23 protein-coding genes, 1 tRNA gene and 1 other RNA gene are annotated in these 21,326 nt (G+C 63.5%); 19 read left to right on the top strand and 6 right to left on the bottom strand.

Features of this window, described 5'->3' with window-relative positions; translation table 11 throughout:
- The 14 genes from QAT43_RS07000 to QAT43_RS06935 all read left to right on the top strand — a co-directional run.
- The coding region (locus tag QAT43_RS07000; protein ID WP_305042335.1) for a hypothetical protein at positions 1–346 on the top strand (346 nt) is incomplete at its 5' end.
- A gap of 33 nt (positions 347–379) precedes the next feature.
- On the top strand, positions 380–667 hold the full coding sequence (locus QAT43_RS06995) for an EscU/YscU/HrcU family type III secretion system export apparatus switch protein (RefSeq protein ID WP_305042334.1): 288 nt from the start codon (positions 380–382) through the stop codon (positions 665–667).
- A gap of 49 nt (positions 668–716) precedes the next feature.
- Positions 717–804 (top strand) — tRNA-Ser (locus QAT43_RS06990).
- A 49-nt stretch (positions 805–853) separates the two neighbouring features.
- An RNA gene (ffs, locus tag QAT43_RS06985) (signal recognition particle sRNA small type) lies at positions 854–952 on the top strand.
- A 68-nt stretch (positions 953–1,020) separates the two neighbouring features.
- A complete protein-coding gene (gene dnaX, locus QAT43_RS06980) occupies positions 1,021–2,745 on the top strand; it encodes a DNA polymerase III subunit gamma/tau (RefSeq protein ID WP_305042333.1) in 1,725 nt (574 codons plus the stop codon).
- Positions 2,746–2,790: 45 nt separating this feature from the next.
- Entirely contained in the window at positions 2,791–3,105 is a 315-nt protein-coding gene (locus tag QAT43_RS06975) for a YbaB/EbfC family nucleoid-associated protein (RefSeq protein ID WP_305042332.1), read from the top strand.
- Between the two features lie 215 nt (positions 3,106–3,320).
- Positions 3,321–3,914, top strand: a complete 594-nt coding sequence (gene recR / locus QAT43_RS06970; RefSeq protein ID WP_305042331.1) for a recombination mediator RecR — start codon at positions 3,321–3,323, stop codon at positions 3,912–3,914.
- A gap of 176 nt (positions 3,915–4,090) precedes the next feature.
- On the top strand, positions 4,091–7,678 hold the full coding sequence (gene nifJ / locus QAT43_RS06965; RefSeq protein ID WP_305042330.1) for a pyruvate:ferredoxin (flavodoxin) oxidoreductase: 3,588 nt from the start codon (positions 4,091–4,093) through the stop codon (positions 7,676–7,678).
- 177 nt (positions 7,679–7,855) lie between these two features.
- The gene (locus QAT43_RS06960) at positions 7,856–8,353 is read left to right on the top strand and encodes a roadblock/LC7 domain-containing protein (RefSeq protein ID WP_305042329.1); all 498 of its coding nucleotides are present in this window, start codon (positions 7,856–7,858) and stop codon (positions 8,351–8,353) included.
- A gap of 12 nt (positions 8,354–8,365) precedes the next feature.
- Positions 8,366–8,956, top strand: a complete 591-nt coding sequence (locus QAT43_RS06955; RefSeq protein ID WP_305042328.1) for a GTP-binding protein — start codon at positions 8,366–8,368, stop codon at positions 8,954–8,956.
- Positions 8,957–9,068: 112 nt separating this feature from the next.
- Positions 9,069–10,967 carry a 4Fe-4S dicluster domain-containing protein gene (locus tag QAT43_RS06950; RefSeq protein ID WP_305042327.1) on the top strand — a complete coding sequence of 633 codons (1,899 nt, stop codon included), beginning with the start codon at positions 9,069–9,071 and terminating at the stop codon, positions 10,965–10,967.
- Positions 10,964–11,698: a hypothetical protein gene (locus tag QAT43_RS06945; RefSeq protein WP_305042326.1), complete on the top strand. Its 735-nt coding sequence runs from the start codon at positions 10,964–10,966 to the stop codon at positions 11,696–11,698. Before QAT43_RS06950 ends, QAT43_RS06945 begins: the two co-directional genes overlap by 4 nt.
- Positions 11,699–11,822: 124 nt before the next feature.
- On the top strand, positions 11,823–13,100 hold the full coding sequence (locus QAT43_RS06940; RefSeq protein WP_305042325.1) for a Ni/Fe hydrogenase subunit alpha: 1,278 nt from the start codon (positions 11,823–11,825) through the stop codon (positions 13,098–13,100).
- A gap of 90 nt (positions 13,101–13,190) precedes the next feature.
- Positions 13,191–13,649 (top strand): hydrogenase maturation protease, encoded by a 459-nt coding sequence (locus QAT43_RS06935; protein ID WP_305042324.1) that lies wholly within the window; start codon positions 13,191–13,193, stop codon positions 13,647–13,649.
- A gap of 110 nt (positions 13,650–13,759) precedes the next feature.
- Here QAT43_RS06935 and QAT43_RS06930 read toward each other — a convergent pair whose 3' ends face one another.
- Complete coding sequence (locus tag QAT43_RS06930) at positions 13,760–14,125, bottom strand: helix-turn-helix domain-containing protein (RefSeq protein WP_305042323.1); 366 nt, start codon at positions 14,123–14,125, stop codon at positions 13,760–13,762.
- Positions 14,094–14,369 carry a cytotoxic translational repressor of toxin-antitoxin stability system gene (locus QAT43_RS06925; RefSeq protein ID WP_305042322.1) on the bottom strand — a complete coding sequence of 92 codons (276 nt, stop codon included), beginning with the start codon at positions 14,367–14,369 and terminating at the stop codon, positions 14,094–14,096. The genes QAT43_RS06930 and QAT43_RS06925 overlap by 32 nt, the downstream gene beginning before the upstream one ends.
- Before the next feature lie 247 nt (positions 14,370–14,616).
- Here QAT43_RS06925 and QAT43_RS06920 point away from each other — a divergent pair, with 247 nt between their 5' ends.
- Complete coding sequence (locus tag QAT43_RS06920) at positions 14,617–14,760, top strand: hypothetical protein (RefSeq protein ID WP_305042321.1); 144 nt, start codon at positions 14,617–14,619, stop codon at positions 14,758–14,760.
- On the opposite strand, the gene QAT43_RS06915 is transcribed toward QAT43_RS06920, so the two are convergent.
- From QAT43_RS06915 to QAT43_RS06900, 4 genes are read right to left on the bottom strand one after another with little or no spacing between them, the layout of a single operon-like run.
- The gene (locus tag QAT43_RS06915; RefSeq protein WP_305042320.1) at positions 14,757–14,903 is read right to left on the bottom strand and encodes a hypothetical protein; all 147 of its coding nucleotides are present in this window, start codon (positions 14,901–14,903) and stop codon (positions 14,757–14,759) included. The two genes, QAT43_RS06920 and QAT43_RS06915, sit on opposite strands and share 4 nt — an antisense overlap.
- On the bottom strand, positions 14,884–15,396 hold the full coding sequence (locus QAT43_RS06910) for a type II toxin-antitoxin system prevent-host-death family antitoxin (RefSeq protein WP_305042319.1): 513 nt from the start codon (positions 15,394–15,396) through the stop codon (positions 14,884–14,886). The genes QAT43_RS06915 and QAT43_RS06910 overlap by 20 nt, the downstream gene beginning before the upstream one ends.
- A gap of 58 nt (positions 15,397–15,454) precedes the next feature.
- The gene (locus tag QAT43_RS06905) at positions 15,455–16,120 is read right to left on the bottom strand and encodes a response regulator (RefSeq protein ID WP_305042318.1); all 666 of its coding nucleotides are present in this window, start codon (positions 16,118–16,120) and stop codon (positions 15,455–15,457) included.
- Positions 16,117–17,565, bottom strand: coding sequence for an ATP-binding protein (locus QAT43_RS06900; RefSeq protein WP_305042317.1), 1,449 nt, complete (start codon positions 17,563–17,565; stop codon positions 16,117–16,119). The genes QAT43_RS06905 and QAT43_RS06900 overlap by 4 nt, the downstream gene beginning before the upstream one ends.
- A 180-nt stretch (positions 17,566–17,745) precedes the next feature.
- Between QAT43_RS06900 and QAT43_RS06895 the strand changes: the two genes are divergently transcribed.
- The 4 genes from QAT43_RS06895 to QAT43_RS06880 all read left to right on the top strand — a co-directional run bounded on the left by QAT43_RS06895 (position 17,746) and on the right by QAT43_RS06880 (position 20,973).
- Entirely contained in the window at positions 17,746–18,240 is a 495-nt protein-coding gene (locus tag QAT43_RS06895) for a DUF6515 family protein (protein WP_305042316.1), read from the top strand.
- Positions 18,241–18,292: 52 nt separating this feature from the next.
- The gene (locus QAT43_RS06890; protein ID WP_305042315.1) at positions 18,293–18,787 is read left to right on the top strand and encodes a Spy/CpxP family protein refolding chaperone; all 495 of its coding nucleotides are present in this window, start codon (positions 18,293–18,295) and stop codon (positions 18,785–18,787) included.
- A gap of 124 nt (positions 18,788–18,911) precedes the next feature.
- Entirely contained in the window at positions 18,912–20,348 is a 1,437-nt protein-coding gene (locus tag QAT43_RS06885; protein ID WP_305042314.1) for a sensor histidine kinase, read from the top strand.
- Positions 20,326–20,973: a response regulator gene (locus QAT43_RS06880; protein ID WP_305042313.1), complete on the top strand. Its 648-nt coding sequence runs from the start codon at positions 20,326–20,328 to the stop codon at positions 20,971–20,973. Before QAT43_RS06885 ends, QAT43_RS06880 begins: the two co-directional genes overlap by 23 nt.
- Positions 20,974–21,326: the final 353 nt, after the last annotated feature.

The following is a 21,326-nucleotide window of genomic DNA, read 5'->3' as shown; positions in this document are numbered from 1 at the left end:
TCTCGAACAGGGCTTCCTGGTGGCGCGGCGTCAGGGCGGCGAGCCGGACCAGGGCGAGGCCGGCGCGGCGACCTCCCATTCCCTGACCCTGTTTCTCGAACTCCAGGGCTTGGGGCCCTTGCAGATCGACTGTCTCCATCAGGATGGCGGATTGTATCTGCGGTTTTTCTGCCGCGATCGCCAGGTTGCCGGGTTTCTGGCCGGCGGGCGCGACGAACTGGCGCAGGCGCTGGGCGAGGAGCGCCTGCGCGGCGCGACCTTCGCGGCGGGCGCGGAAGAACCGGCCCAGGCCCTCATCCGCCGCCTCATTCCGCCCATGACCAGTATCCTCAGCGCCCGGGTCTGATGGGCGCGCCGCCGACCTTCGGAGAACCTAGCCATGGCCCTCAATCCCAGCGAGAAATTCAAGAAAGCCGCCGCCCTGCGCTACGAGCCCGGCGGCGGCAAGGCGCCCCTGGTGGTGGCGAGCGGCCGGGGCGAGGTGGCGGCGCGCATCCTCGACAAGGCGCGCGAGGCGGGGGTGCGCATCGTCGAGGATCCCGATCTCATCGAGATTCTCGCCCAGGTGCCGGTGGGCGAGGAAATCCCCGAGGAGCTCTATCTGGCGGTGGCCGAGATCCTCGCCTTCGTCTACCGCATGAACGGCCGCTACAAGGAAACTTGCTAAACCTTTCCCTTGATTTCCGCCCTCCCATCATGTATCTTGTCCCCCCTGCGGAGAGGTGACCGAGAGGCCGAAGGTGCACGACTGGAAATCGTGTGTACCGCAAGGTACCGGGGGTTCGAATCCCCCCCTCTCCGCCAGATTCATTTCCTTCACGGCCGGTCCGGCCGGATTGCCGATAGAAGTGACAGCCGGGTCCCGCGCAACGGACGGTCGCCAACCCCGTCAGGCCCGGAAGGGAGCAGCGGCAACGATTCGCTTCGTGTGCCGCGGGGGCGCCTGGCTGTCACTTGTGCCGGCAATTCTTTTAGGCGCCGGGTGCCTCCGGCGCTTTTCCCAGGGAGCCGCAATCTCGCATGTCCTACCTGGTACTGGCCCGCAAGTATCGTCCGCAAAGTTTCGCCGACCTGGTGGGCCAGGAGCACGTCAGCCGCACTCTTGGTAACGCCATTGCCGCCGAGCGCGTGCACCACGCCTTTCTCTTCACCGGCGCACGCGGCGTGGGCAAGACCTCGGCGGCGCGCATCTTCGCCAAGGCCCTCAATTGCGAGGCCGGTCCGGCGGAAAATCCCTGCAACGCCTGTCCCATCTGCACCGAAATCACCAACGGCACCAGTGTCGACGTGCTGGAGATCGACGGCGCATCCAACACCGGCGTCGACGATGTGCGCGAGCTGCGCGAGAGCATCCGTTACCTGCCGTCGCGGGCGCGCTACAAGATCTTCATCATCGACGAAGTGCACATGCTCTCCATCAACGCCTTCAACGCCCTGCTGAAGACGCTGGAAGAGCCGCCGCCCCACGCCAAGTTCATCTTCGCCACCACCGAGCCGCACAAGATTCCCGCCACCATTCTGTCGCGCTGTCAGCGCTTCGATTTCCGCAAAATCGCCCTGGCGCAGGTCGTGGAGCGGCTGCGCGAGATCGTCACCGCCGAGGGCATCGCCATCTCCGACCGCTCCCTGGCCCTGGTGGCGCGGCGCGGCGAGGGCAGCATGCGCGATGCCCTCTCGGCGCTGGATCAGGTGATTGCCTTTTGCGGCAGCGAGGTGCGCGACGAGGAGGTGCAGGCCCTGTTCGGCCAGGTCGATCGGCGCCTGCTGCTCGACGCCGCCGAGGCGATTTTGCTGCGCGACGGTCGCCGCGCCCTGGAGGTGGTGCGGCGCGTCGACCATCTGGGTCACTCCTTTCGCCAGTTCTGTCGGGAGTTGGTCGAGCTGTTCCGGGTCCTGAGCATTCTCAAGGTGGTCGAGGATCCCGCCGGCCTGGTCGATGCCACCGGCGAGGAATTGAGCGAACTGCGGGGGCTGATGGCCGATGCCGCCCTGGAGGATCTGCAGCGCGTCCTCACGGTGCTGCTCAGGACCGAGGCCGAACTGCCGGCCTCGACCTTTCCCCGCCTGAGCCTGGAGATGGCCCTGATCCGCCTCGCCCAGCTGCCGCCGACGCGGGATATCGCCACCCTGATCCGCAAGCTCGACGACCTGGAGCGCCATCTGGGGGAGGGCCAGGCCGCCCCGGTGCTGCACGCGTCGGCACCGCCCGCGCCGGTTTCGCGCCCCGTGCCCCCCATTCCCGCCGCGCCTCGCGAGGTGCCGCCGGTCGAGCCGCCCGCCGCCCCGGAGCCCGCGCCGCCCAAGGCGCGTCCCGCCGATCTGGGCTGGCCGGGCCTGGTGGACAAAATCCGCCGCAAGAAACCCCTGCTGGCCAGCATTCTCGAGCATGGCAGCCTGCTGCCGCCGCAGCTGCCGCGCCTGGAGATCGCCTTTCCCGCCGGCTCTTTTTACTACGAGCAGCTCAAGGATCCCGAAAAGCTCGCCCAGGTCGAGGCGCTGGCCGGCGAATACTTCGGCGAGAAGGTGCAACTGCGCGTGAGCGTGCTTGACGGCCGCGAGCAGCAGGCGCCGCCGCCGCTGATCGAGGAGCGCCGCGTGCAGGAGCAGGATCGCCAGCAGCAGGTGCGTCGTCAGGCCCTGGAGCATCCCAAGGTCAAGGCGGTGCTGGAGATGTTCGGCGGCGAGGTCAAGCAGGTCACGCCCCTCGAAGGTGGCGGCGAAGGCGAGCAAGAAGACAATCGATAACCGATCACCGGCGGCATGCCGGAACTTTTCCGAAGGAGAACGCGAATGTCAAAAGGTTTGGGCAACATCATGAAGCAGGCGCAGCTGATGCAGCAGAAAATGGCGCGCATGCAGGAAGAACTGGCGCAGCGCACCGTCGAGGCGAGCGCCGGCGGCGGCATGGTGACGGCGGTGGCCAACGGCAAGCAGCAGCTGGTATCGCTGAAGATCGAAAAGGACGTGGTCGATCCCGACGACATCGACATGCTTCAGGATCTGGTGCTGGCGGCGGTTAACGAGGCCATTAAAAAGAGCCAGGACATGGTGCAGGAAGAAATGGGCAAGATCACCGGCGGCCTCAACATCCCCGGCATGTTTTAATCCTTGCCGTCCGCGACGGAAATCGGCCATTGTGGCCGGGGTCGGCCGGTTTGGTCCGGCCCGCTCGCGGCGCGGACATCCTGTTTACGGCATCCGTGATTTCGGTATTACTTTTGCTTGGTCTGACCAGTGTGTTTTAGCGGGAGAAAAATTTTTTCGTCCCTCTTAAAAGAAATAAAACGGCATTTTAAAATGTTTGGATTTTTTGTACACGCATGTTAGACTCCATTCCGTCTTTTGCCCGGCTGGTCGCGGAACTGTCGAAACTGCCCGGAATTGGAAAGAAAACCGCCGCGCGCCTGGTGTTTCATTTGCTGCGGCGGCCGACGGGGGACGTCGAGGCTCTGGCCAGTGCCCTGCGCGAGGTGCGGGCCAGCATAGGCTTTTGTTCCCGGTGCTTTGGCCTGACCGAAACCGATCCCTGCGCCCTGTGCACCGACCCGGGCCGCGACGAGCGCTTGCTGTGCGTGGTGGAGCAGCCGCAGGATCTCATCGCCATCGAACGCAGCCGCTCCTTTCGCGGCCGCTATCACGTCCTGCACGGTGCCCTTTCGCCCCTCGACGGCATCGGTCCGGAGGATCTGCGCTGCGCGGAATTGCTGGAGCGGCTCGACGGGGTCGAGGAAGTTGTGGTCGCCACCAATTTTTCCGTGGAGGGTGAGGCCACGGCCCTCTATCTGGCGGAACAGATCAAGACGCGCGGTATTCGGGTGACGCGGCTGGCCTACGGCATTCCCCTGGGCAGCGATCTCGAATACGTCGACGAGGCCACGGTCAATCGCGCCGTGGCCGGCCGGCGCGAACTCTAAAGTGGGCGGGTCGCGGTTGTTTTGTCGTGACTCTCGCGTATAATTAAGGCTTTTGGCCGGGGCGGTTCCCCGGTTCTTTTTTCTCAGTGCTCCAGGTGGTGTTTTTTTGTTCCGGCCGCGGGGACTCGCGGCGCGACCCATTCAGCAAGTGATCCAACTCTAAAGGAGGAGCTTCGATGTCGCAAAACCGTAAGATGGTGACCATTGACGGCAACACCGCGGCGGCGCATGTGGCGCACGCCACCAACGAGGTGTGCGCGATCTACCCCATTACCCCTTCGTCGGTGATGGGCGAAATCTGCGACGCCAAGAGCGCGATCGGTGAAAGGAACATCTGGGGCACGGTGCCCAAGGTTGTCGAGCTGCAATCCGAGGGCGGCGCCGCCGGCGCCGTGCACGGAGCCCTGCAGGGTGGCGCCCTGACCACCACCTTCACCGCGTCCCAGGGCCTGCTGTTGATGATCCCCAACATGTACAAGATCGCCGGCGAGCTGACCCCGACGGTGTTCCACGTCTCGGCGCGCGCCATCGCCGCCCAGGCCCTGTCGATCTTCGGCGACCACTCGGACGTCATGGCCTGCCGCCAGACGGGCTGGGGCATGCTCTGCTCCAACAACGTGCAGGAGGTCATGGATTTCGCCTGCATCGCCCAGGCCGCCACTCTCGAATCCCGCGTGCCCGTCCTCCACTACTTCGACGGCTTCCGCACCTCTCATGAAGTGCAGAAGGTGCACGAGCTTTCCTTCGACGACATGCGCCAGATGGTCAGCGACGAGCTGGTGCGCGCCCATCGCGCCCGCGCCCTCTCGCCCGATCACCCGGTTCTGCGCGGCACCGCGCAGAACCCCGACGTCTACTTCCAGGGCCGCGAGACGGTCAACAAGTACTATGATGCCTTCCCCGGCATTCTGCAGAAGCAGATGGACAAGTTCGCCGGCATCACCGGTCGCCAGTACAAGCTGGTCGACTACGTGGGCGCCCCCGACGCCGAGCGCGTGGTGGTGATCATGGGCTCGGGCGCCGACACCGTGCAGGAGTTGGTCGAGTACCTGGCCGCCAAGGGCGAGAAGGTCGGCGTGATCAAGGTGCGCATGTTCAACCCCTTCCCGGTGGATGGCCTGGTGGCCGCGCTGCCCAAGACCGTCAAGTCCATCGCCGTCATGGACCGCACCAAGGAGCCGGGCTCCCTGGGCGAGCCCCTCTATCAGCTGGTGCGCACCGCCATCGGCGAGGCCATGGCCGATCAGAAAATCCAGCTCAAGGGCTATCCCGTCATCGTCGGCGGCCGCTACGGCCTGGGTTCCTACGAATTCTCGCCGGGCATGGCCAAGGCCATTTTCGACAACCTGGCCGCCGCCAAGCCCAAGAACCATTTCATCGTCGGCATCAAGGACGACGTGACCAACGCCAGCCTTGATTTCGACCCTGATTTCAAGGTGTCCCACGAGGGTATCTATCAGGCGCAGTTCTACGGCCTGGGCTCCGACGGCACGGTGGGCGCCAATAAGAACTCCATCAAGATCATCGGCGAGACCACGGACAACAACGTGCAGGCCTACTTCGTCTACGATTCCAAGAAGGCCGGCAGCATGACCACCTCGCACCTGCGCTTCGGCAAGAAGGAAATCCGCGCGCCCTACCTGGTGCAGACCGCCGATTTCGTGGCTTGCCACAACTTTGCCTTCCTTGAGAAGTACGACATGCTCAAGGCCGCCAAGAAGGGCGCGACCTTCCTCATCAACTCGCCCTACGGCAAGGACGAGGTCTGGCAGCACCTGCCCCAGGCGGTGCAGCAGAGCATCATCGACAAGCAGCTCAAGCTCTACGTCATCGACGCCGTGCACCTGGGCGAGAAGATCGGCCTGGGCCCGCGCATCAACGTCATCATGCAGACCGCCTTCTTCAAGATCTCGAACATCATCCCCTTCGACCAGGCGGTGACCGAGATCAAGGACGCCATCGTCAAGAGCTACGGCAAGGCCGGCGAGAAGGTCATCAACATGAACTACGCGGCGGTGGATGCCGGCGCCGACAACATCGAGGAAGTCAAGGTTCCCGCCCAGGTGACCAGCACCATCAAGATGAAGGTCGGTCTCGGCGCGGCCGCCCCCGATTTCGTGCGCAACACCATTGGTCCCATCATCGACGGCAAGGGCGATCAGTTGCCCATCTCCGCCATGCCCGTCGACGGCACCTTCCCCACCGACACCGCCAAGTGGGAGAAGCGCAACATCGCCATCAACATCCCGGTGTGGGACGAGGAACTGTGCATCCAGTGCGGCATCTGCTCCTTCATTTGCCCCCATGCCACCATCCGCATGAAGATCTACGACGGCGACAAGCTGCAGGGCGCACCCGCCGCGTTCAAGGCCGTCGACGCCAAGGGCAAGGGCCTGGAAGGCAAGAAGTTCAGCCTGCAGGTGGCGCCCGAGGACTGCACCGGCTGCGGCGCCTGCGTCTACAACTGCCCGGCCAAGAGCAAGGAGAATCCCCAGCACAAGGCTATCAACATGCAGTTCCAGGCGCCCCTGCGCGAGCAGGAAGCGATCAACTGGGACTTTTTCCTGAGCCTGCCGGAAACCGATCCCGCGCTCATCAACCGCGCGACCCTCAAGGGCACCCAGCTGCTCAAGCCGCTCTTTGAGTTCTCCGGCGCCTGCGCCGGCTGCGGCGAGACGCCCTTCATCAAGCTGGCTACCCAGCTGTTCGGCGACCGCATGATGATTTCCAACGCCACCGGCTGCTCCTCCATCTACGGCGGCAACCTGCCCACCACGCCCTACACCGTGCGCGCCGACGGGCGCGGGCCGTCCTGGACCAACTCGCTGTTCGAGGACAACGCCGAGTTCGGTTACGGCATGCGCCTGGCGGTGGACAAGTTCAACACTTACGCCCTGGAACTGCTCGACCGCATCGCCGCCTGTGACTGCAAGGCGTGCAAGGGCCAGGACGCGCTCTTCGCCGCCATCAAGAACGCCGACCAGTCCGCCCAGGAAGGCATCGAGGCGCAGCGCGAGCGGGTCGCCAAGCTCAAGGACATCCTCGCCAAGTGCACCGACGCCGATTCCCAGAACCTGCTCTCGGTGGCCGACTATCTGGTGAAGAAGTCGGTGTGGATCGTCGGCGGCGACGGCTGGGCCTACGACATCGGCTACGGCGGTCTCGACCATGTGCTGGCCTCGGGCGAGAACGTGAATGTGCTGGTGCTCGACACGGAAGTCTACTCCAACACCGGCGGTCAGGCCTCTAAGGCGACCCCCCTGGGCGCCGTGGCGCAGTTCGCCGCCGGCGGCAAGCGCATGCCCAAGAAGGATCTCGGCCTGATCTCCATGACCTACGGCAACATCTATGTCGCCAAGGTGTCCCTGGCCAATCCGGCGCAGTGCGTCAAGGCCTTCCTTGAAGCCGATGCCTACGACGGGCCGTCCATCATCCTGGCCTACTCCCACTGCATCGCCCACGGCATCGCCATGGACAGCGGCATCGAGAACTGCAAGAAGGCCGTCAATTCCGGCCACTGGCCGCTGTTCCGCTTCGACCCGCGCCTGGCCGCGGAAGGCAAGAACCCGCTGCAGCTCGACAGCAAGGACGCGAGCATTTCCTTCGAGGATTATGCCTCCCAGGAGAACCGCTACCGCGTGCTGCAGAAGGCCAACCCGGAGGCGGCCGCCAAGCTGATGGCGCGCGCCAACCAGATCACCGCCAGCCGTTTCGATCTGTACAAGAAGCTGGCCGACATGCAGACCGACTGGGGCGCCAAGTAATCCGCCCCTGACGCAATGACCGAAAAAACAGCAAACCCCCGGCTGCCTGTCGGGGGTTTGCTGTTTCGTGGCCCGCAAATTGCACTTAGGAGGGGAGGCGTTAGGGTTTGTTGATGTTAGGGCGCCAAGGTGCTATAACATTCAGGCACGCCAACCCCAGCAAGGAGCCAGGCGAACATGTTCGGACCCCAATCGCCCTTTGTCATGTACGACGAGGAGCTCAAGAGCATCACCGCGGTCATCGAGAAGTTGCGGCGCGAGTCCAACTCCAAGGTGATCTTTCTCGTTGACAAAAATGGGCAGCTCATTGCGTCCGTCGGCGAAACGGGCCATCTCGACACCACCAGTCTCGCCTCCCTCACCGCCGGAAATATCGCCGCCACGGGGGGGTTGGCCAAGCTCATCGGCGAAAAAGAATTCTCCATCCTGTTTCACGAGGGGGAGAAGGACAACCTGCACATTTCCATCGTCGGCGGCCGGGTGATTCTGGTGGTGATCTTCGACCAGCGCAGCTCCCTGGGCCTGGTGCGCCTGCGGGTCAAGCGCGCCAGCCAGGAACTCGACCAGATTTTCGCCGATCTCGCGCGCAAGACCGCCGAGGTCGAGAAAAGCGGCGGGCTGCGCGGTCCCTTCGCCGAGATTACCGACGACGACATCGACAACCTGTTTCGCTAGGGGGCGCGCCGCATGTCCTTCATCAACTACGCCTCGCGCGAAATCAACTGCAAGATCGTCTACTACGGCCCCGGCCTGTGCGGCAAGACCACCAATCTGCAGCACATCTATCAAAAGACCGCGCCCGAGGCCAAGGGCAAGATGATCAGCCTCGCCACGGAGACCGAGCGCACCCTGTTCTTTGATTTCCTGCCCCTGGCGTTGGGCGAGATCCGTGGTTTCAAGGTGCGTTTTCATCTCTACACCGTGCCCGGTCAAGTCTTTTACGACGCCTCGCGCAAGCTGATCCTCAAGGGCGTGGATGGCGTGGTGTTCGTTGCCGATTCCCAGGAGGAGCGTCTCGACGCCAACATCGAAAGCCTGGAAAACCTGCGCTACAACCTCGAAGAGCAAGGATTTCACCTCGAAAAGCTGCCCTTCGTCATGCAGTACAACAAGCGCGACCTGTCCAACGTGAGTTCCATCGAAGAGTTGCGCGGCCTGCTCAATCCCGACGGCGTGCCGGAATTCGAGGCCTGCGCCATGACCGGCGAGGGGGTGTTCGAAACCCTCAAGGCGGTGGCCAAGCTGATCCTTCTCGACCTGCAGAAAGGCCGGCGCTGAAGAGGCGCGCTCCAGCCCCCCCTCCTTGACTCAGCCGACGGGCCTCGCATACACTTTCCCGAGCTTTCCACCCGCGTCTCGCCTTCTTCATCCCTCGGGGTTTTAATCACGCATGAACCGGATTCTCACCGATCCCGCCGGGCGGCTGCCCCTGGAGGAGCCGCGCTGGCGGCGCCTGAGCCGTGCTGAAATCGAGCAGTTCGTGCGCGCCCTGCAAAGCGCCTTCGAGGTGGTGGGGGTGCAGGAGCAGGGTCGGCGCCTGACCCTGGCGCGCCTCGAGGATCCGGCGGCCCTGATCCTGGAATTTGCGCCCCAGCTCCACTCACCGAAAAAATTTCTCTTCCCCAACTGGGAAAAACTGTTTCGCTTTCGCTTGGGCGGCGGCGTGCTCCTCGAACCCGAGCGGGCGGCGACGCCGCGGGTGATCTTCGGCATGCACCCCTGCGATTTGCACGCGGTGCAGGTGCTCGACAATTGCCTGTTCGAGGGCGAGGCCGACAGCGCCTATCGCGCCAAGCGCGAGGTGACCATCCTCATCGGCGTCGACTGCGTGCCCGATGGTCATTGTTTCTGCACCAGCATGGGCACGGACCGCGTGGCAGAAGGTTTCGATCTGTTCCTGCACCGTCTCGACGGCGGCTCCTACCTGGTGCAGACCGGTAGCCGGCGCGGCGAGGCGCTGCTCTGCCATTACGCGCCCCTGGTGGGCGCACGGCCCGGCGAGCCGCCCCTGCCTTTGCAGGTCAAGCAGTGTCCGACGCGGCTTGACCTGCCCCTCGAATCCCTGGCGCCGCTGCTGGAGAAAGTCTATGAGCATCCCGTGTGGGAGGAAGTAGGCGCGCGCTGCCTGGGGTGCGGCGCCTGCACCATGCTCTGTCCCACCTGTTACTGCTTCAACGTCGAGGATCGCCTCGATCTCAACCTCGCCGGCGGCGAGCGGGTGCGCACCTGGGACAGTTGCCAGTTCGACCAGTTCACCAAGGTGGCCGACGGGCCTGAGTTTCGCGGCAACCAGGGCGATCGCCAGCGCCACCGCTTTTTTCGCAAGTACAAATATCTCTGGGACAAATATCAGCGCACCGCCTGTGTCGGCTGCGGGCGTTGCAGCCGCGAATGTCTGAGCCGCATCGAACCGGTGCCGCTGCTCAACCGTCTGTTCGCCGAGCAGGCGCGGCCGGCGCCGAGCCTGTCGCCGGGGGCGGAGTACCGGCCGCAACTGGCGGAAATCCTCTACGTGGCGCAGCTTACGGAGACGGAAAAACTCTTTCGTCTGCGCCTGCCCCAGCCCATTGAATTCCAGCCCGGAGAATTTCTCGAAATCAGCGTGTTCGGCCTCGGCGAGGCGCCCTTCACCATCGCCTCGGCGCCCGTCGCGGGCGCGGAAGTCGACGTGGTGGTGCGCGCCGCCGGTACCCTGACCCAGGCCATGCACCGGCTCAAGCCGGGCGATACGGTGGGGGTGCGCGGTCCCTTCGGCAACGGCTTCCCCCTGGAGCAGTTCGCCGGGCGCGATGTGCTGCTGGTGGCGGGCGGCATGGGGCTCATCACCCTGCGCTCGCTGCTGCTCGGCATCCTTGCCCGGCGCGAGCGCTTCGGCCGGGTGCTGCTGCTCTACGGCGCGCGCTCCGTCGGCCACTACCTGTTTCGCGACGAACTGCTCGCCTGGCATCGCGGCGGCGAGCTCGACTGCCGTTTCGCCGCCGGCCAGGGCGAGAACCCCTGGACGGTGACGCGTGGCGACATCACCCATCTGTTCAAGGATCTCGACGTGGTTGCCGAGCGCACCAGCGCGGCGGTGTCGGGACCGGCGCGCATGTACCGCTCCCTCAATCCCCTGCTGTTTCGCCTGGGGATCGCCGAGGACCGGCTGTTTCTCAACCTGGAGCGGCACATGAAATGCGGCCTGGGCAAGTGCGGCAAATGCCGCATCAACGACATTTGCGTGTGCGAGAGCGGGCCGATCTTCCCCTACGCGCGGGTCAAGCACCTCAAGGAGGCCATCGAGCGATGAAGCCGCGCGTCGGGTTTTTCGATTTCACCTGCTGCGAGGGCTGTCAGCTCACCATCCTCAATCTCGAGGAGGAATTCCTCGAACTGTTGGAATTGGTCGAGATCGTCGAGTTTCGCGAAATCCTCCAGGCGCCGGCCGCGGCCCTGGATATCGCTTTCGTCGAGGGCAGCATCGCCGGCCCCGAGGAGGCGGCGCGCCTGCGGCGCATCCGCGAGCGCAGCCGCACCCTGGTGGCCCTGGGCGCCTGCGCCGACAACGCCGGGGTCAACGCACTGAGCCATTTTCGCGCGCCGGAGGAGTTGGGCGAGAGCGCCTTCGGGCGCGTGGTGGAAGGTATCGAGGAGCGCCTGCCGCGTCCGCTGGAATGCTTTGTCGCGGTGGATGCGCGGGTGCCCGGCTGTCCCATTGACGGCCGCGAGTTTCTCGGCCTGCTGCAGGCCCTGCTGGTGGGGCGCGCTCCGGAGCTGCCCGCCTACGCGGTGTGCGTGGAATGCAAGCTCGGCGAATATCCCTGCACCTTCGAGCAGGGCACCGTCTGCCTGGGGCCGGTGACGCGCGCCGGCTGCAACGCCCTGTGCATCGCCGGCGGCGATCGTTGTCGCGGCTGTCGCGGGCTGGTGGACAACCCGCGCTCCCAGCCCTATCGCCAGATTCTTGAGCAACACGGCCTGACGGTGGAGGACATCCTGGCGGAGTTTCGCATCTTCAATCTGCCGCCGGAAAAATCCTAAGAGAATCTACCACCAAGACGCCAAGTCCCACAAAGATCACCAAGAAAAGGCCTAGCCATTGAGGTATTCCCCGTGCCTTGGTGCGTGCTTGGTGACTTGGTGTTAAAAAAGGTTTGCCGAATTCATGAACATCGAAATCAAACATCTCGCCCGCATGGAAGGGCACGCCAACCTGGTGGTGGACGCGGCCAACGGCGAACTCAAGGAGTGCCGTCTAGAGATTGTCGAGTCGCCGCGCTTTTTCGAGGTGATGCTCAAGGGCCGGCATTACTCGGATGTGGCGCCCATCGCGGCGCGCATCTGCGGGGTGTGCTCGGTGTCCCACACCCTGGCGTCCCTCGCCGCCACCGAAAACGCCCTGGGCGTGCGCGTTTCGGAGCAGACCCTGGGGCTTCGGCGGCTCTTGAGCTATGGCGAGAATCTGCAAAGCCATCTGCTGCATCTCTATTTCATGGCGGTGCCCGATTATCTCGGGGTGCCGAGCATCCTGCCCTTGGCCAAGACGCGGCGCGAACTGGTGGCGCGCGCCCTGCGCCTGAAAAAGCTGGGCAACGACCTGGTGCAGGTGATCGGCGGACGGCCGGTGCATCCGGTGACGCCGCGCGTCGGCGGCTTTTCCGTCCTGCCGGCGGCCGCCGCCCTCAAGGAGCTGCGCCGGCACCTGGTGACGGCCCTTGGCGATCTGGAAGAGACGGTGGCCCTGTTTGCCTCGTTTCGCGTTCCCGAACTGGAGCGGGACACCGAATACCTGTGCCTCGCCGCCGACGCCGGCTATCCCAGCGTCGGCGAGCGCATCATCTCCAGCGACGGCGTCAATGCGCCGGTGCATGATTTTGCCCAGGTGGTGCGCGAATATTTCCAGCCTCACTCCACCGCCAAATTCGCCCGCGCCTCGCGCGACACCCTGATGGTCGGCCCCCTGGCCCGCTACCGCAACGCCGCCGCCCAGCTCTCGCCCATGGCCCGGAAGGTCGCCGCCGCCCTGTCCCTCGACCCATCCACCCGCAATCCCTACCAGGGCAACCTGGCGCGCCTCACCGAGGTGGTGCACTTCTTCGAGGAAGCCATCCATCTCATCGACAGCCTGCTGCTCAAGGGCCTGCGCCCCGAATCCATCTGGGTGCCGCCCGGCGGCGGCGCGGGCGCCGGGGCGGTGGAAGCGCCGCGCGGCACCCTGTTTCACGCCTATGCCTACGACGAGCAGGGCCGTATCACCTCGGCCAACTGCATCATCCCCACCGCCCAGAACCTCGGCAACATCGAGGCTGACCTGCGAGCCCTGGTGCCCGGGCTGCTGCACCTGCCCCAGCCCGAGATCACCGCCCGCCTGGAAATGCTCATCCGCGCCTACGACCCCTGCATCAGCTGCTCGACCCATCTGGTCAAGGTGGAATATCTGTAAAGGCTGTCATTTGTCCCTTGTCCTTTGTCCTTTGTTTGAGGTCAAAATCTGTCTATATCTGCGACAGAGAGTGAATTGAGGGTGTTACAAATGACAAAGGACAAAGGACAAATAACGATTATCCTTGGCCTCGGCAACCCGCTCATGGGCGACGACGGCCTCGGCATTGTCGCCGTCGAGCGGCTGGCGGAGATGGATTTGCCGGATGGTGTCGCGGTGATGGACGGCGGCACCGGCGGGCTGACCCTGCTGCATCTCATGGAGGGGGCGCGGCGGGTGATCTTCGTCGATGCGGTGGAGATGGGGCGGGCGCCGGGGCATATCGCCTGCTTCGACCTCGGCCGGGCCGAGGTCGCCGAGCAGGCCGCCCTGTCCCTGCATCACAGCGGCCTGCCCCAGATTCTGGCCCTGGCGCGCGAACTCGGGCCCCTGCCCAAGGTGATCCTCTGCGGCGTGCAGCCCGCCGGCGTCGCGCCGGGGATGGGTCTGTCGCCGCCCGTGGCGGCCGCCTTGCCGGAGTTGCTGGAGCTTATTCGGCGCTGCATCTGAACCATTGCTCGGACGGTCACCGATGCGGTTCGCTGCGCTCACCGGCATCCTACGGGGGGCCGGGAGCCTGCGTAGGATGCCGGTGAACGGAGGTGAACCGCATCGTTTTATTACAAAAACAGCCGGTAGTCGGCGTTCAGCGCTGCCGCCAGTTTGCGGGCGTTGTTCCTGCCGATGCCGCGCTTGCCGTTTTCCATTTCGCTGATGTGTCGTTGCGGGATGCCGGTGCGCGCGGCGAGCTGGGCCTGGGTCAGATCCTCGCGGTAGCGCAGACCCTTGAGATGGACGGCGGCGCGGTCCTGGCCGGGGAAGTTTCTGGCGAAAAACGTGTCGGCGTTCACCGGCGAAGAGGTTTCTGCCTCCGGATCGATTTTGGCCACAAGCTTGCGGATTTTTTCGACGTTGGCCGGATCGACCAGAAAGCAGAGCGGGACACGTTGCGTCTTAGTAAGGCGCTTTTTCGTGGGTTCCAACATAGATAATCTCCACACGGACGGTTTTTTTCTCCGCCGTCCAAACGGCAACGTAAGTCGGCTTGCCTTTTTTCAGATGGCAGTGGTGCCGCCCTTCCGACAGTTTCGAGTAATTCGGCCAATCCCCTCGCACTGAGCCTTTGATCGCAATTTCATCCATCAGGGTTTGCAGGGCGAAGCGAACAGCCATGGGCATTTTTTCAGCCTGCTTGTTGGCCTTGCCGTTCAGGGTAACGTTCCATGTCATAACAATATACCTTTAAAAAGTATAATCGCAAGGCCTTTAACTTGCCCCCTCCTCAACTCACATATCGTCCATCCTCCATTTCGCGCGCCTGTCCGATGGCGGCGAGTTCCACAGCCGCCCTTGCCGCAATCATTCCTCACCTTCGCCAATAGATCCGAATGTTTGCCAATCCGGTCGATGCGGTTCGCTGCGCTCACCGGCATCCTACGGGGGGCCGGGAGCCTGCGTAGGATGCCGGTGAACGGAGGTGAACCGCATCGTTTTTCTACGCAAGGCCGGCGATTTCCAGGCCCGGATCATCTTCCATGAGCCGGGCGAAAACCATCAGCTCGGCGGCGACGCGGGATGTGCATTCCCTCGCGAGATTGGCGTTCTCCACGACCTTGTCTAGGTGGAGAACGTGGGGATAGAGAGGTGGTCGAAGTGGTCTTCGGCGCGGCGCAGGGCCGGGTCGTCGACGGCCTGTTTGATGTAGGCGATTTCGCGGCGCAGGTTGCGAACCTTGTTCGCGATATCAATCCAGAGCGGATCCATCTTTGACCTCGGCGAGAAGTTTGGCGCGCCATTGCGGATCGTCGATCTCATCCAGATAGAGGACGTGGAAGGGGATCTCCCTGCCCAGGAGTTTTTCGATTTCGCCCTCCACGGCGTAGCGGCGGTTGTCGGGGATGGACAGAATCAGGAAATCGACGTCGGAATGCCGGCGAAAGCGATGGCGCGCCAGGGAGCCGACCACTCCGGCCTCGGCGCCCAGGGATTCGAGGTAGGCAAGCACACGCCTGGCGCCGGCAAGTGCCTTGGCCGTGCGTTGCCCGAGGTCGTCGGCGCGCAGTTGCGCCAGGGTGGGATAGGCTGTGGGTGGCGCGGAGTTCTCCGCTTCCTCGAGGCGCTGCATGTCCTGCGCCCCGATCAGGTAAGCCACCGGCTTGCCATGCTTGGTCAGGGCGATCCGTTCGCGGTTGTAACGGACCGCGCCGGCCAGGTCCGAAATTTTTGCCCGAGCCTCGGACAGGGGGATCTCACGCATGGCCATCTCCGCTCAACGATCCTTAAGTTTTGTACAAAATTGACATTTTGTCAAATTTTCACTCCTCGAACTTGTACCCCACCCCATACACCGAGTGAATGAGCTCCTCGCCGGGGGCGGCGACGGCGATTTTCTTGCGCAATTTCTTGACGTGGCTGTCGATGGTGCGGTCGCCGACGGTGCGCTGATCGGGGTAGATGCGGTCCATGAGCTGGGCGCGGGAGTAGATGCGCCCGGGGTGGGCGCCGAGAAACTGCAGCAGCTTGAATTCCACCGCCGTCAGGTCGAGATCCTGACCGTGCAGGGTGGCCTTGTAGCGGCTTTCGTCAAGCACCAGCCCCGAGGCTTGCAGGGTGGGCGCGCCGGCGCGGCGCAGCACGGTCTTGACCCGCGCCACCACCTCGCGCGGGCTGAAGGGCTTGCAGATGTAGTCGTCGGCCCCGAGTTCGAGGCCCAGCAGGCGGTCGATTTCCTCGACGCGGGCCGTGACCATGAGGATCGGCACCGTGGAAAAGGCGCGGATTTCCTTGCAGATGTCCAGGCCGTCCTTGCCCGGCAGCATGAGGTCGAGGAGGATCAGATCCGGGCTCTGCGCGCGCACCCAGGGCACCACCTCCAGGCCGTTGTCGAGGACCCAGGGGGTGAAGCCCGATTGCTGCAGGTAGTCATGCAGCAGCCCGGCGAGCTTGGGCTCGTCCTCGACAATGAGAATTCTGGCGTTCATGAGTGCTCTCCCGTCAGGGGCAGTTCGACGCAAATCCACACCCCGCCCAGGGGTGAAGGCTGCGCGGTGATGCGGCCCTCGTGGGCCTCGACGATGTTGCGGCAGATGGCCAGCCCCAGCCCCGCGCCGCCGGTGGCGCGGCGGCGCGCGCCTTCCACCCGGTAGAGGCGCTCGAAGAGCCGCTCCAGGTCGGCCTCGGGCACTCCTGGGGCGCTGTCGCGCAGATGAATACGGGCGGTGCCCGGCGCGGTTTCCAGCTGAAGGTCCAGCTGCCCGCCGGAGTCGGTGTATTTGAGGGCGTTGTCGAGCAGATTGCAGAATAGCTGATGCAGGCGCTCGCCGTCGGCGAAGATCCTCACGGGCGACGCGGCGAGATCGACCTGGAGGTGAATGTCCTTGGCGGCAAAGGCGGGTTGGAAAAGTTCCAAGGCGTCCTCCAGGGCGGCACCGAGGTCGAGGGCTGTCTTGCGGTAGCTCAATGCGCCGAGGTCGGAGAGGGCGAGCTGATAGAGATCGTCCACCAGACGGTTGAGGTGCAGGGCCTCGGCGTGCAGGGAATGCAGGGCCTCGGCGCTGGTGGGGCGAATGCCGTCTTGCAGCGCCTCGATTTCTCCGCGCAGCACCGCCAAGGGGGTGCGCAGCTCGTGGGAAATGTCGGCGATCCACTGGCGGCGGGCTTGCTCATTTTTCTCCAGGGCCAGGGCCAGGCTGTTGAAGTCACGCGCCAGTTGCCCGAGCTCGTCATCGCCCGCGACGGCCACGCGGGTGTCGTAGGCGCCGGAACTCAAGCGATGGGTGGCGGCGGCGAGGGTCTTGACGGGGCTTACCAGCCGCTTGGCCAGGGGCAGGGCGATAAGGGCCGAGATCAGCAGGGTCGCCCCGGCCAGCAGGGCCAGGGCGAGTTTCTGCTGGCGAACGAATTGCAGCTGATAGGTGTCGAAGGCGCTCTGGCGCGGCGCGAGGCCAAGGTAGCCGATGGGGTTTCCCTGGTGGCGCAGGGTGCGCAGGGGGATCTCGGCGCTGGGCATCTCGCGCGGGGTGAGCAGGGGGTGGCGCGCGGCGTCGAGCAGCAGGATGCGCCGCTCGAAGGGCTGAAAGCGCGGGCTGCGCCCCGAACCGGGATGCTCCTTGTCGCGGCGCGGTTCGGCGCGCGCATCGTCCGGCTTGAGTTGTTCGGGAAGAGGGCTGGCGCCCGCTGTGCCGCGCACCAGCAGCCGCACCTGATGCAGGGGGGTGTCGCCCAGAAAATCCCACCCGCCCTGTTCGGCGTAGGCCTGTTCGAGCGCACCGGCCAGCGTTGCCAGGCGTTCTTGATCGAGGGTGTTGACGTAGCGCAGAAAGCCGCGGTTGATGCTCCACTGCATGATCAGCCACATGCACAGCACCACTGCCGCCGTGGCGGCGAGCATGGCCAGAAACACCCGGTATTTGATGCCGATCTTCATCCGTATTCCTTGTCGTTGCGCAATCCATCTGGTTTTTTCCTACCATAAATCCGCCCGGGAAAACACAGGCAGTTTCCACCCTCTCGCGCATTTCCTCAATTCTTCCCTATTTGCGCCACAGTCATGGGTTATTCCTTGAGCCATAGGGATGGATATCAACCTGTCACGCAGGAGGACGCCATGAAAAAGATCGTCGAGATGAACAAGGGATTCGCCGGGATGCTGCCGGTCGCGATGCTCGCCCTGGCGGTGACGCTCGTGGGCGTCGGCCCGGCCTGGGCCGACCGCGGTGGTGATCGCGGTCGCCATGAAAGCCGTTACGAGGAGCGCCATCGCGGCAAGTCGGATCATCGCTTCGACCAGCGCCACAAGGAAAAAGAGAAGGTCAGGGTGGTCCGCGAACTGCCGCGCGGCCATCGCAAGGTGGTGGTCAATAAAACGACCTATTACGTCCACGATCATCGGTATTATACCCGGGCGTCCGGCGGCTACCTGCTGGTGCGCCCGCCGGTGGGCGTGGTGGTCGCCAACCTGCCCCTGGGTTCGGTGAGCATCAGTATCGGTGGGCTTTTCCATTCGCGTTACGACGATGTGTATTACCGCTCCGTGCCGCGTGGCTATCAGGTGGTGGCCGCGCCCTATTATCCCGTGTACGCGCAACCGGGCAGGTGGTGAGTACGCGGATTGCCAACCAGGGGCCCGTGCCCCCTAACCAAGGAGATCCATCATGAAAAAATCGCTTTTTATTGCTGCCTTGCTGACCATCGCCCTTACGGCCGGTCAGGTATTGCAGAGTGTTCAGGCCGAAGCCGCCTCGCCCAAGGACCGACCCAAATCAGAGCGCGGCGAAAATCGCGGTGAGCCGGGTGAGCGCCATCTGGAGCGCATGGCGAAGGAATTGGGCCTGAGTGACGCCCAGCAGGAGCAGATCCGCGCGATTATCGCGGAGCATCGCGCCAAGGCCGAGCCGCTGCGCCAGAGCATGGAGCAAAACCGCGAGCAACTGCGTCAGACGATCAAGGCGGAAAACTTTGACGAAACCGCGGTGCGCAACATCGCCGCCGACCAGGCGCCGGTCAAGACCGAGCTGATGGTGGAACGGGCACGCATGAAGAACCAGATCCACGCCCTGCTGACCCCCGAGCAGCAGGCCCTGGCGGAAAAGAAAATGCAGGAACGCAAGGACGGCCATGGCGGCCGTCATGGGAAGAAATGCTGGTAGCTTTATATCCTCCTTGAACGCCAAGGCCTCTCGACGATGATCGAGGGGCCTATTTTAATATGCGCCAAGATGGACGCATGATTTGTTTTCGTTTATGATGCTTTTTTGACTCGGAACGGGGCGCATGGGCGAAAACGTTTATTTCTTCCTTCTCTATCTTTTTTATGGCCTGGCCTTCTACACCATGGGGGTCGCCGTCGTTTCCGTCAAGACCCGCGCCAGCCGGCTCAAGATCGCGCCCTTTTTATGGATGTTTGCCCTTTTCGCTTTCCTGCATGCCGGCAACGAGTGGCTGGAGATGTTTCTCCGGCTGGAAGGCGATGAGTTTTCGCGCAATACCCTGGTGTTTCTTGTTGGGTTTCGATTGGCGCTGAAGGTTTCCAGCTATCTCTCCCTCATGGCCTTCGGGTTGTGTTTGATCGCTGCCCTGCGCCCTGCCCTGCGCCCGGTTCCGCGGTTTGTTCCCTTGCTCCTGCTCCTCGGCCTGGCTTTGTCCCTGTGGACGCGCGACGTCGAATCGTTGCGGGTTTTTTTTCGTTTCGCCGAGATGCATGGCCGCTATCTGCTCGGCTTTCCCGGGGCAACTTCGGCCGGTCTGGCCTTTTTGCTGTTTGCCCGCTCCAGCGATGTGGTTGGTACGGGCGCGGCCTGGGGATTTCGCGGCGCGGGCATTGGCTTGTGCGTCTATGCCGTGCTGACCGGCCTGATTCCCTCGGGCACGGTGCTGCCCCTGGTGCCGGTGCCCATCGAGGCCCTGCGCGGTTTGTCGGTGATCTTCATCCTTGGTTTCTTCATGGTGGCGCTGCGGATCTTCAACCTGGAGCAGCTGAGGGTTGTTGAGGAACGTCTGGCGCGCCTGGCGCAGGCGGAAAAGCTCCAGGCCATCGGCAAGTTGGCGGCGGGCATCGTTCACGAAATCAATAATCCCCTGACCAATGTCACCCTCAACGTGGAAATGCTCAAGAACGAGGTGCTCAAGGAGCCTGCCTCGCCCAAGGTGCTCAAGCGATTTGAATTCATTGAGCGCAATGTCGAGCGGGCTTCGCACATCGCACGGGAGTTGCTGAGTTTTTCGCGGGAAAAGGAAGATTTGTTCGAGTCCTTGGATCTCAATGAATTGATTGAGTCCGCCCTCGCGCTGGCCGGGCCAAGGCGGGAGAAATACCGCTTCCGCATCGAGAAGGGCAGGTTGGCCCCGGTGCGCGGCATCCCTTGGAAAGTCGAGGAAGTTTTGCTCAACCTCATGGACAACGCCATGGATGCTTCGCCCGACGACGGCCTGATCGTCATTTCCAGCCGCATGGAGGGCAACGAAGTGGTGATAGAGATGGTCGATGAGGGCAGCGGCATCGCTCCCGAACACCTGCGGCGCGTGGCGGAGCCCTTTTTCACGACCAAGGAGGTCGGGAAAGGAACGGGCCTGGGTCTGTCCATCTGTTACAGCATCATGGAGCTGCATGGCGGCCGCATGGAACTCGCCAATACCGGCGTCGGCACCCGTGCTACACTGTATTTCCCCTCCCTTTCCGGAGATAGGCATGGAACGCATTCTGGTGATTGACGACGATCACGACCTGCGCGAGAGCATGGTCGAGATCCTGCAAGACGCAGGTTATGAGATTTTTGCCTGCGAGAGGGCGGAGGCGGGACTGGAATTGCTCGCGAAGCAATCCTTTGCCCTGGTGCTGCTTGACCTGGTCATGCCGGGCATGAGCGGCATGGAAGCGCTGCCGCGCATGCGCGACCTCGCGCCGGCCACCAAGGTCATCATGATCACGGCCTTTTCCACCACGGAAAACGCCGTCATGGCCATGCGGCAGGGGGCCGCCGATTACCTGATCAAGCCCTTTCGCGGCGAGGAACTGCTCACCGCGGCGCGTCGGCTTCTGGAAGAGGCCCGCTTCGAGAAAAGCGGCGCCGCCGTGGATGCCGATACCGCCCTTGGCTGCCTGGCCAACGCCATGCGCCGCGAGATCCTGCTCAATTTGGCGCAGCGTGGTTCCCAGCGATTCATGGATGTCTGCCGGGAGATGGGGATCGCGGATCATACCAAGGTCAATTTTCATCTCAAGATTTTGCGCGAAGCCGGGTTTGTTGATCAAAAAGGCAAGAATTACCAGCTCACTCCCCGAGGCCATCAGGCCCTGGATTGCGTGCGCTACCTTGCCCGTCGTCTCGGGAACTGACTGGAACGCCCCGCCTTTTCTGGCTTTTTACCTCCCCCCGCTTCTCTTTTGTGAATTTTTCTTCACACATCCCCCAGTTTTTGTAAAAAATCTTTATATGGAAATTTAAATTAATATTTAGCTAGAATAGGGCCTGATAAGGTACGGCTAAGGCGACTCGTTGCGCTGCCACCCAAGCAGCGAATCGCCGCGGTCCCGCCTGCAAGCCAGGGCGGTGGAACGATAAAGGTTTTCCAATTTTCAGTAAGAGAGGGAAGGAGGCACCATGAAAGTTTGGCAAGGGCTCACATGCGGTCTGGCATTGGCCACCCTGGCCCTGTGGCCGGCGGGCGACGCCCTGGGGGCGAAGGTTT

This window comes from Geoalkalibacter sp. (assembly GCF_030604225.1).
Lineage (GTDB): Bacteria > Desulfobacterota > Desulfuromonadia > Desulfuromonadales > Geoalkalibacteraceae > Geoalkalibacter.
Note: the sequence above shows the minus strand (reverse complement) of the source record. Positions and strands in the feature narration are given on the sequence as shown.

Coding starts and splice junctions, on each gene's coding strand:
- QAT43_RS06995 (WP_305042334.1), top strand. CDS start 380: ATGGCCCTCAATCCCAGCGAGAAATTCAAGAAAGCCGCCGCCCTGCGC.
- dnaX (WP_305042333.1), top strand. CDS start 1,021: ATGTCCTACCTGGTACTGGCCCGCAAGTATCGTCCGCAAAGTTTCGCC.
- QAT43_RS06975 (WP_305042332.1), top strand. CDS start 2,791: ATGTCAAAAGGTTTGGGCAACATCATGAAGCAGGCGCAGCTGATGCAG.
- recR (WP_305042331.1), top strand. CDS start 3,321: ATGTTAGACTCCATTCCGTCTTTTGCCCGGCTGGTCGCGGAACTGTCG.
- nifJ (WP_305042330.1), top strand. CDS start 4,091: ATGTCGCAAAACCGTAAGATGGTGACCATTGACGGCAACACCGCGGCG.
- QAT43_RS06960 (WP_305042329.1), top strand. CDS start 7,856: ATGTTCGGACCCCAATCGCCCTTTGTCATGTACGACGAGGAGCTCAAG.
- QAT43_RS06955 (WP_305042328.1), top strand. CDS start 8,366: ATGTCCTTCATCAACTACGCCTCGCGCGAAATCAACTGCAAGATCGTC.
- QAT43_RS06950 (WP_305042327.1), top strand. CDS start 9,069: ATGAACCGGATTCTCACCGATCCCGCCGGGCGGCTGCCCCTGGAGGAG.
- QAT43_RS06945 (WP_305042326.1), top strand. CDS start 10,964: ATGAAGCCGCGCGTCGGGTTTTTCGATTTCACCTGCTGCGAGGGCTGT.
- QAT43_RS06940 (WP_305042325.1), top strand. CDS start 11,823: ATGAACATCGAAATCAAACATCTCGCCCGCATGGAAGGGCACGCCAAC.
- QAT43_RS06935 (WP_305042324.1), top strand. CDS start 13,191: ATGACAAAGGACAAAGGACAAATAACGATTATCCTTGGCCTCGGCAAC.
- QAT43_RS06930 (WP_305042323.1), bottom strand. CDS start 14,125: ATGTTGGAACCCACGAAAAAGCGCCTTACTAAGACGCAACGTGTCCCG.
- QAT43_RS06925 (WP_305042322.1), bottom strand. CDS start 14,369: ATGACATGGAACGTTACCCTGAACGGCAAGGCCAACAAGCAGGCTGAA.
- QAT43_RS06915 (WP_305042320.1), bottom strand. CDS start 14,903: ATGGATCCGCTCTGGATTGATATCGCGAACAAGGTTCGCAACCTGCGC.
- QAT43_RS06910 (WP_305042319.1), bottom strand. CDS start 15,396: ATGCGTGAGATCCCCCTGTCCGAGGCTCGGGCAAAAATTTCGGACCTG.
- QAT43_RS06905 (WP_305042318.1), bottom strand. CDS start 16,120: ATGAACGCCAGAATTCTCATTGTCGAGGACGAGCCCAAGCTCGCCGGG.
- QAT43_RS06900 (WP_305042317.1), bottom strand. CDS start 17,565: ATGAAGATCGGCATCAAATACCGGGTGTTTCTGGCCATGCTCGCCGCC.
- QAT43_RS06895 (WP_305042316.1), top strand. CDS start 17,746: ATGAAAAAGATCGTCGAGATGAACAAGGGATTCGCCGGGATGCTGCCG.
- QAT43_RS06890 (WP_305042315.1), top strand. CDS start 18,293: ATGAAAAAATCGCTTTTTATTGCTGCCTTGCTGACCATCGCCCTTACG.
- QAT43_RS06885 (WP_305042314.1), top strand. CDS start 18,912: ATGGGCGAAAACGTTTATTTCTTCCTTCTCTATCTTTTTTATGGCCTG.
- QAT43_RS06880 (WP_305042313.1), top strand. CDS start 20,326: ATGGAACGCATTCTGGTGATTGACGACGATCACGACCTGCGCGAGAGC.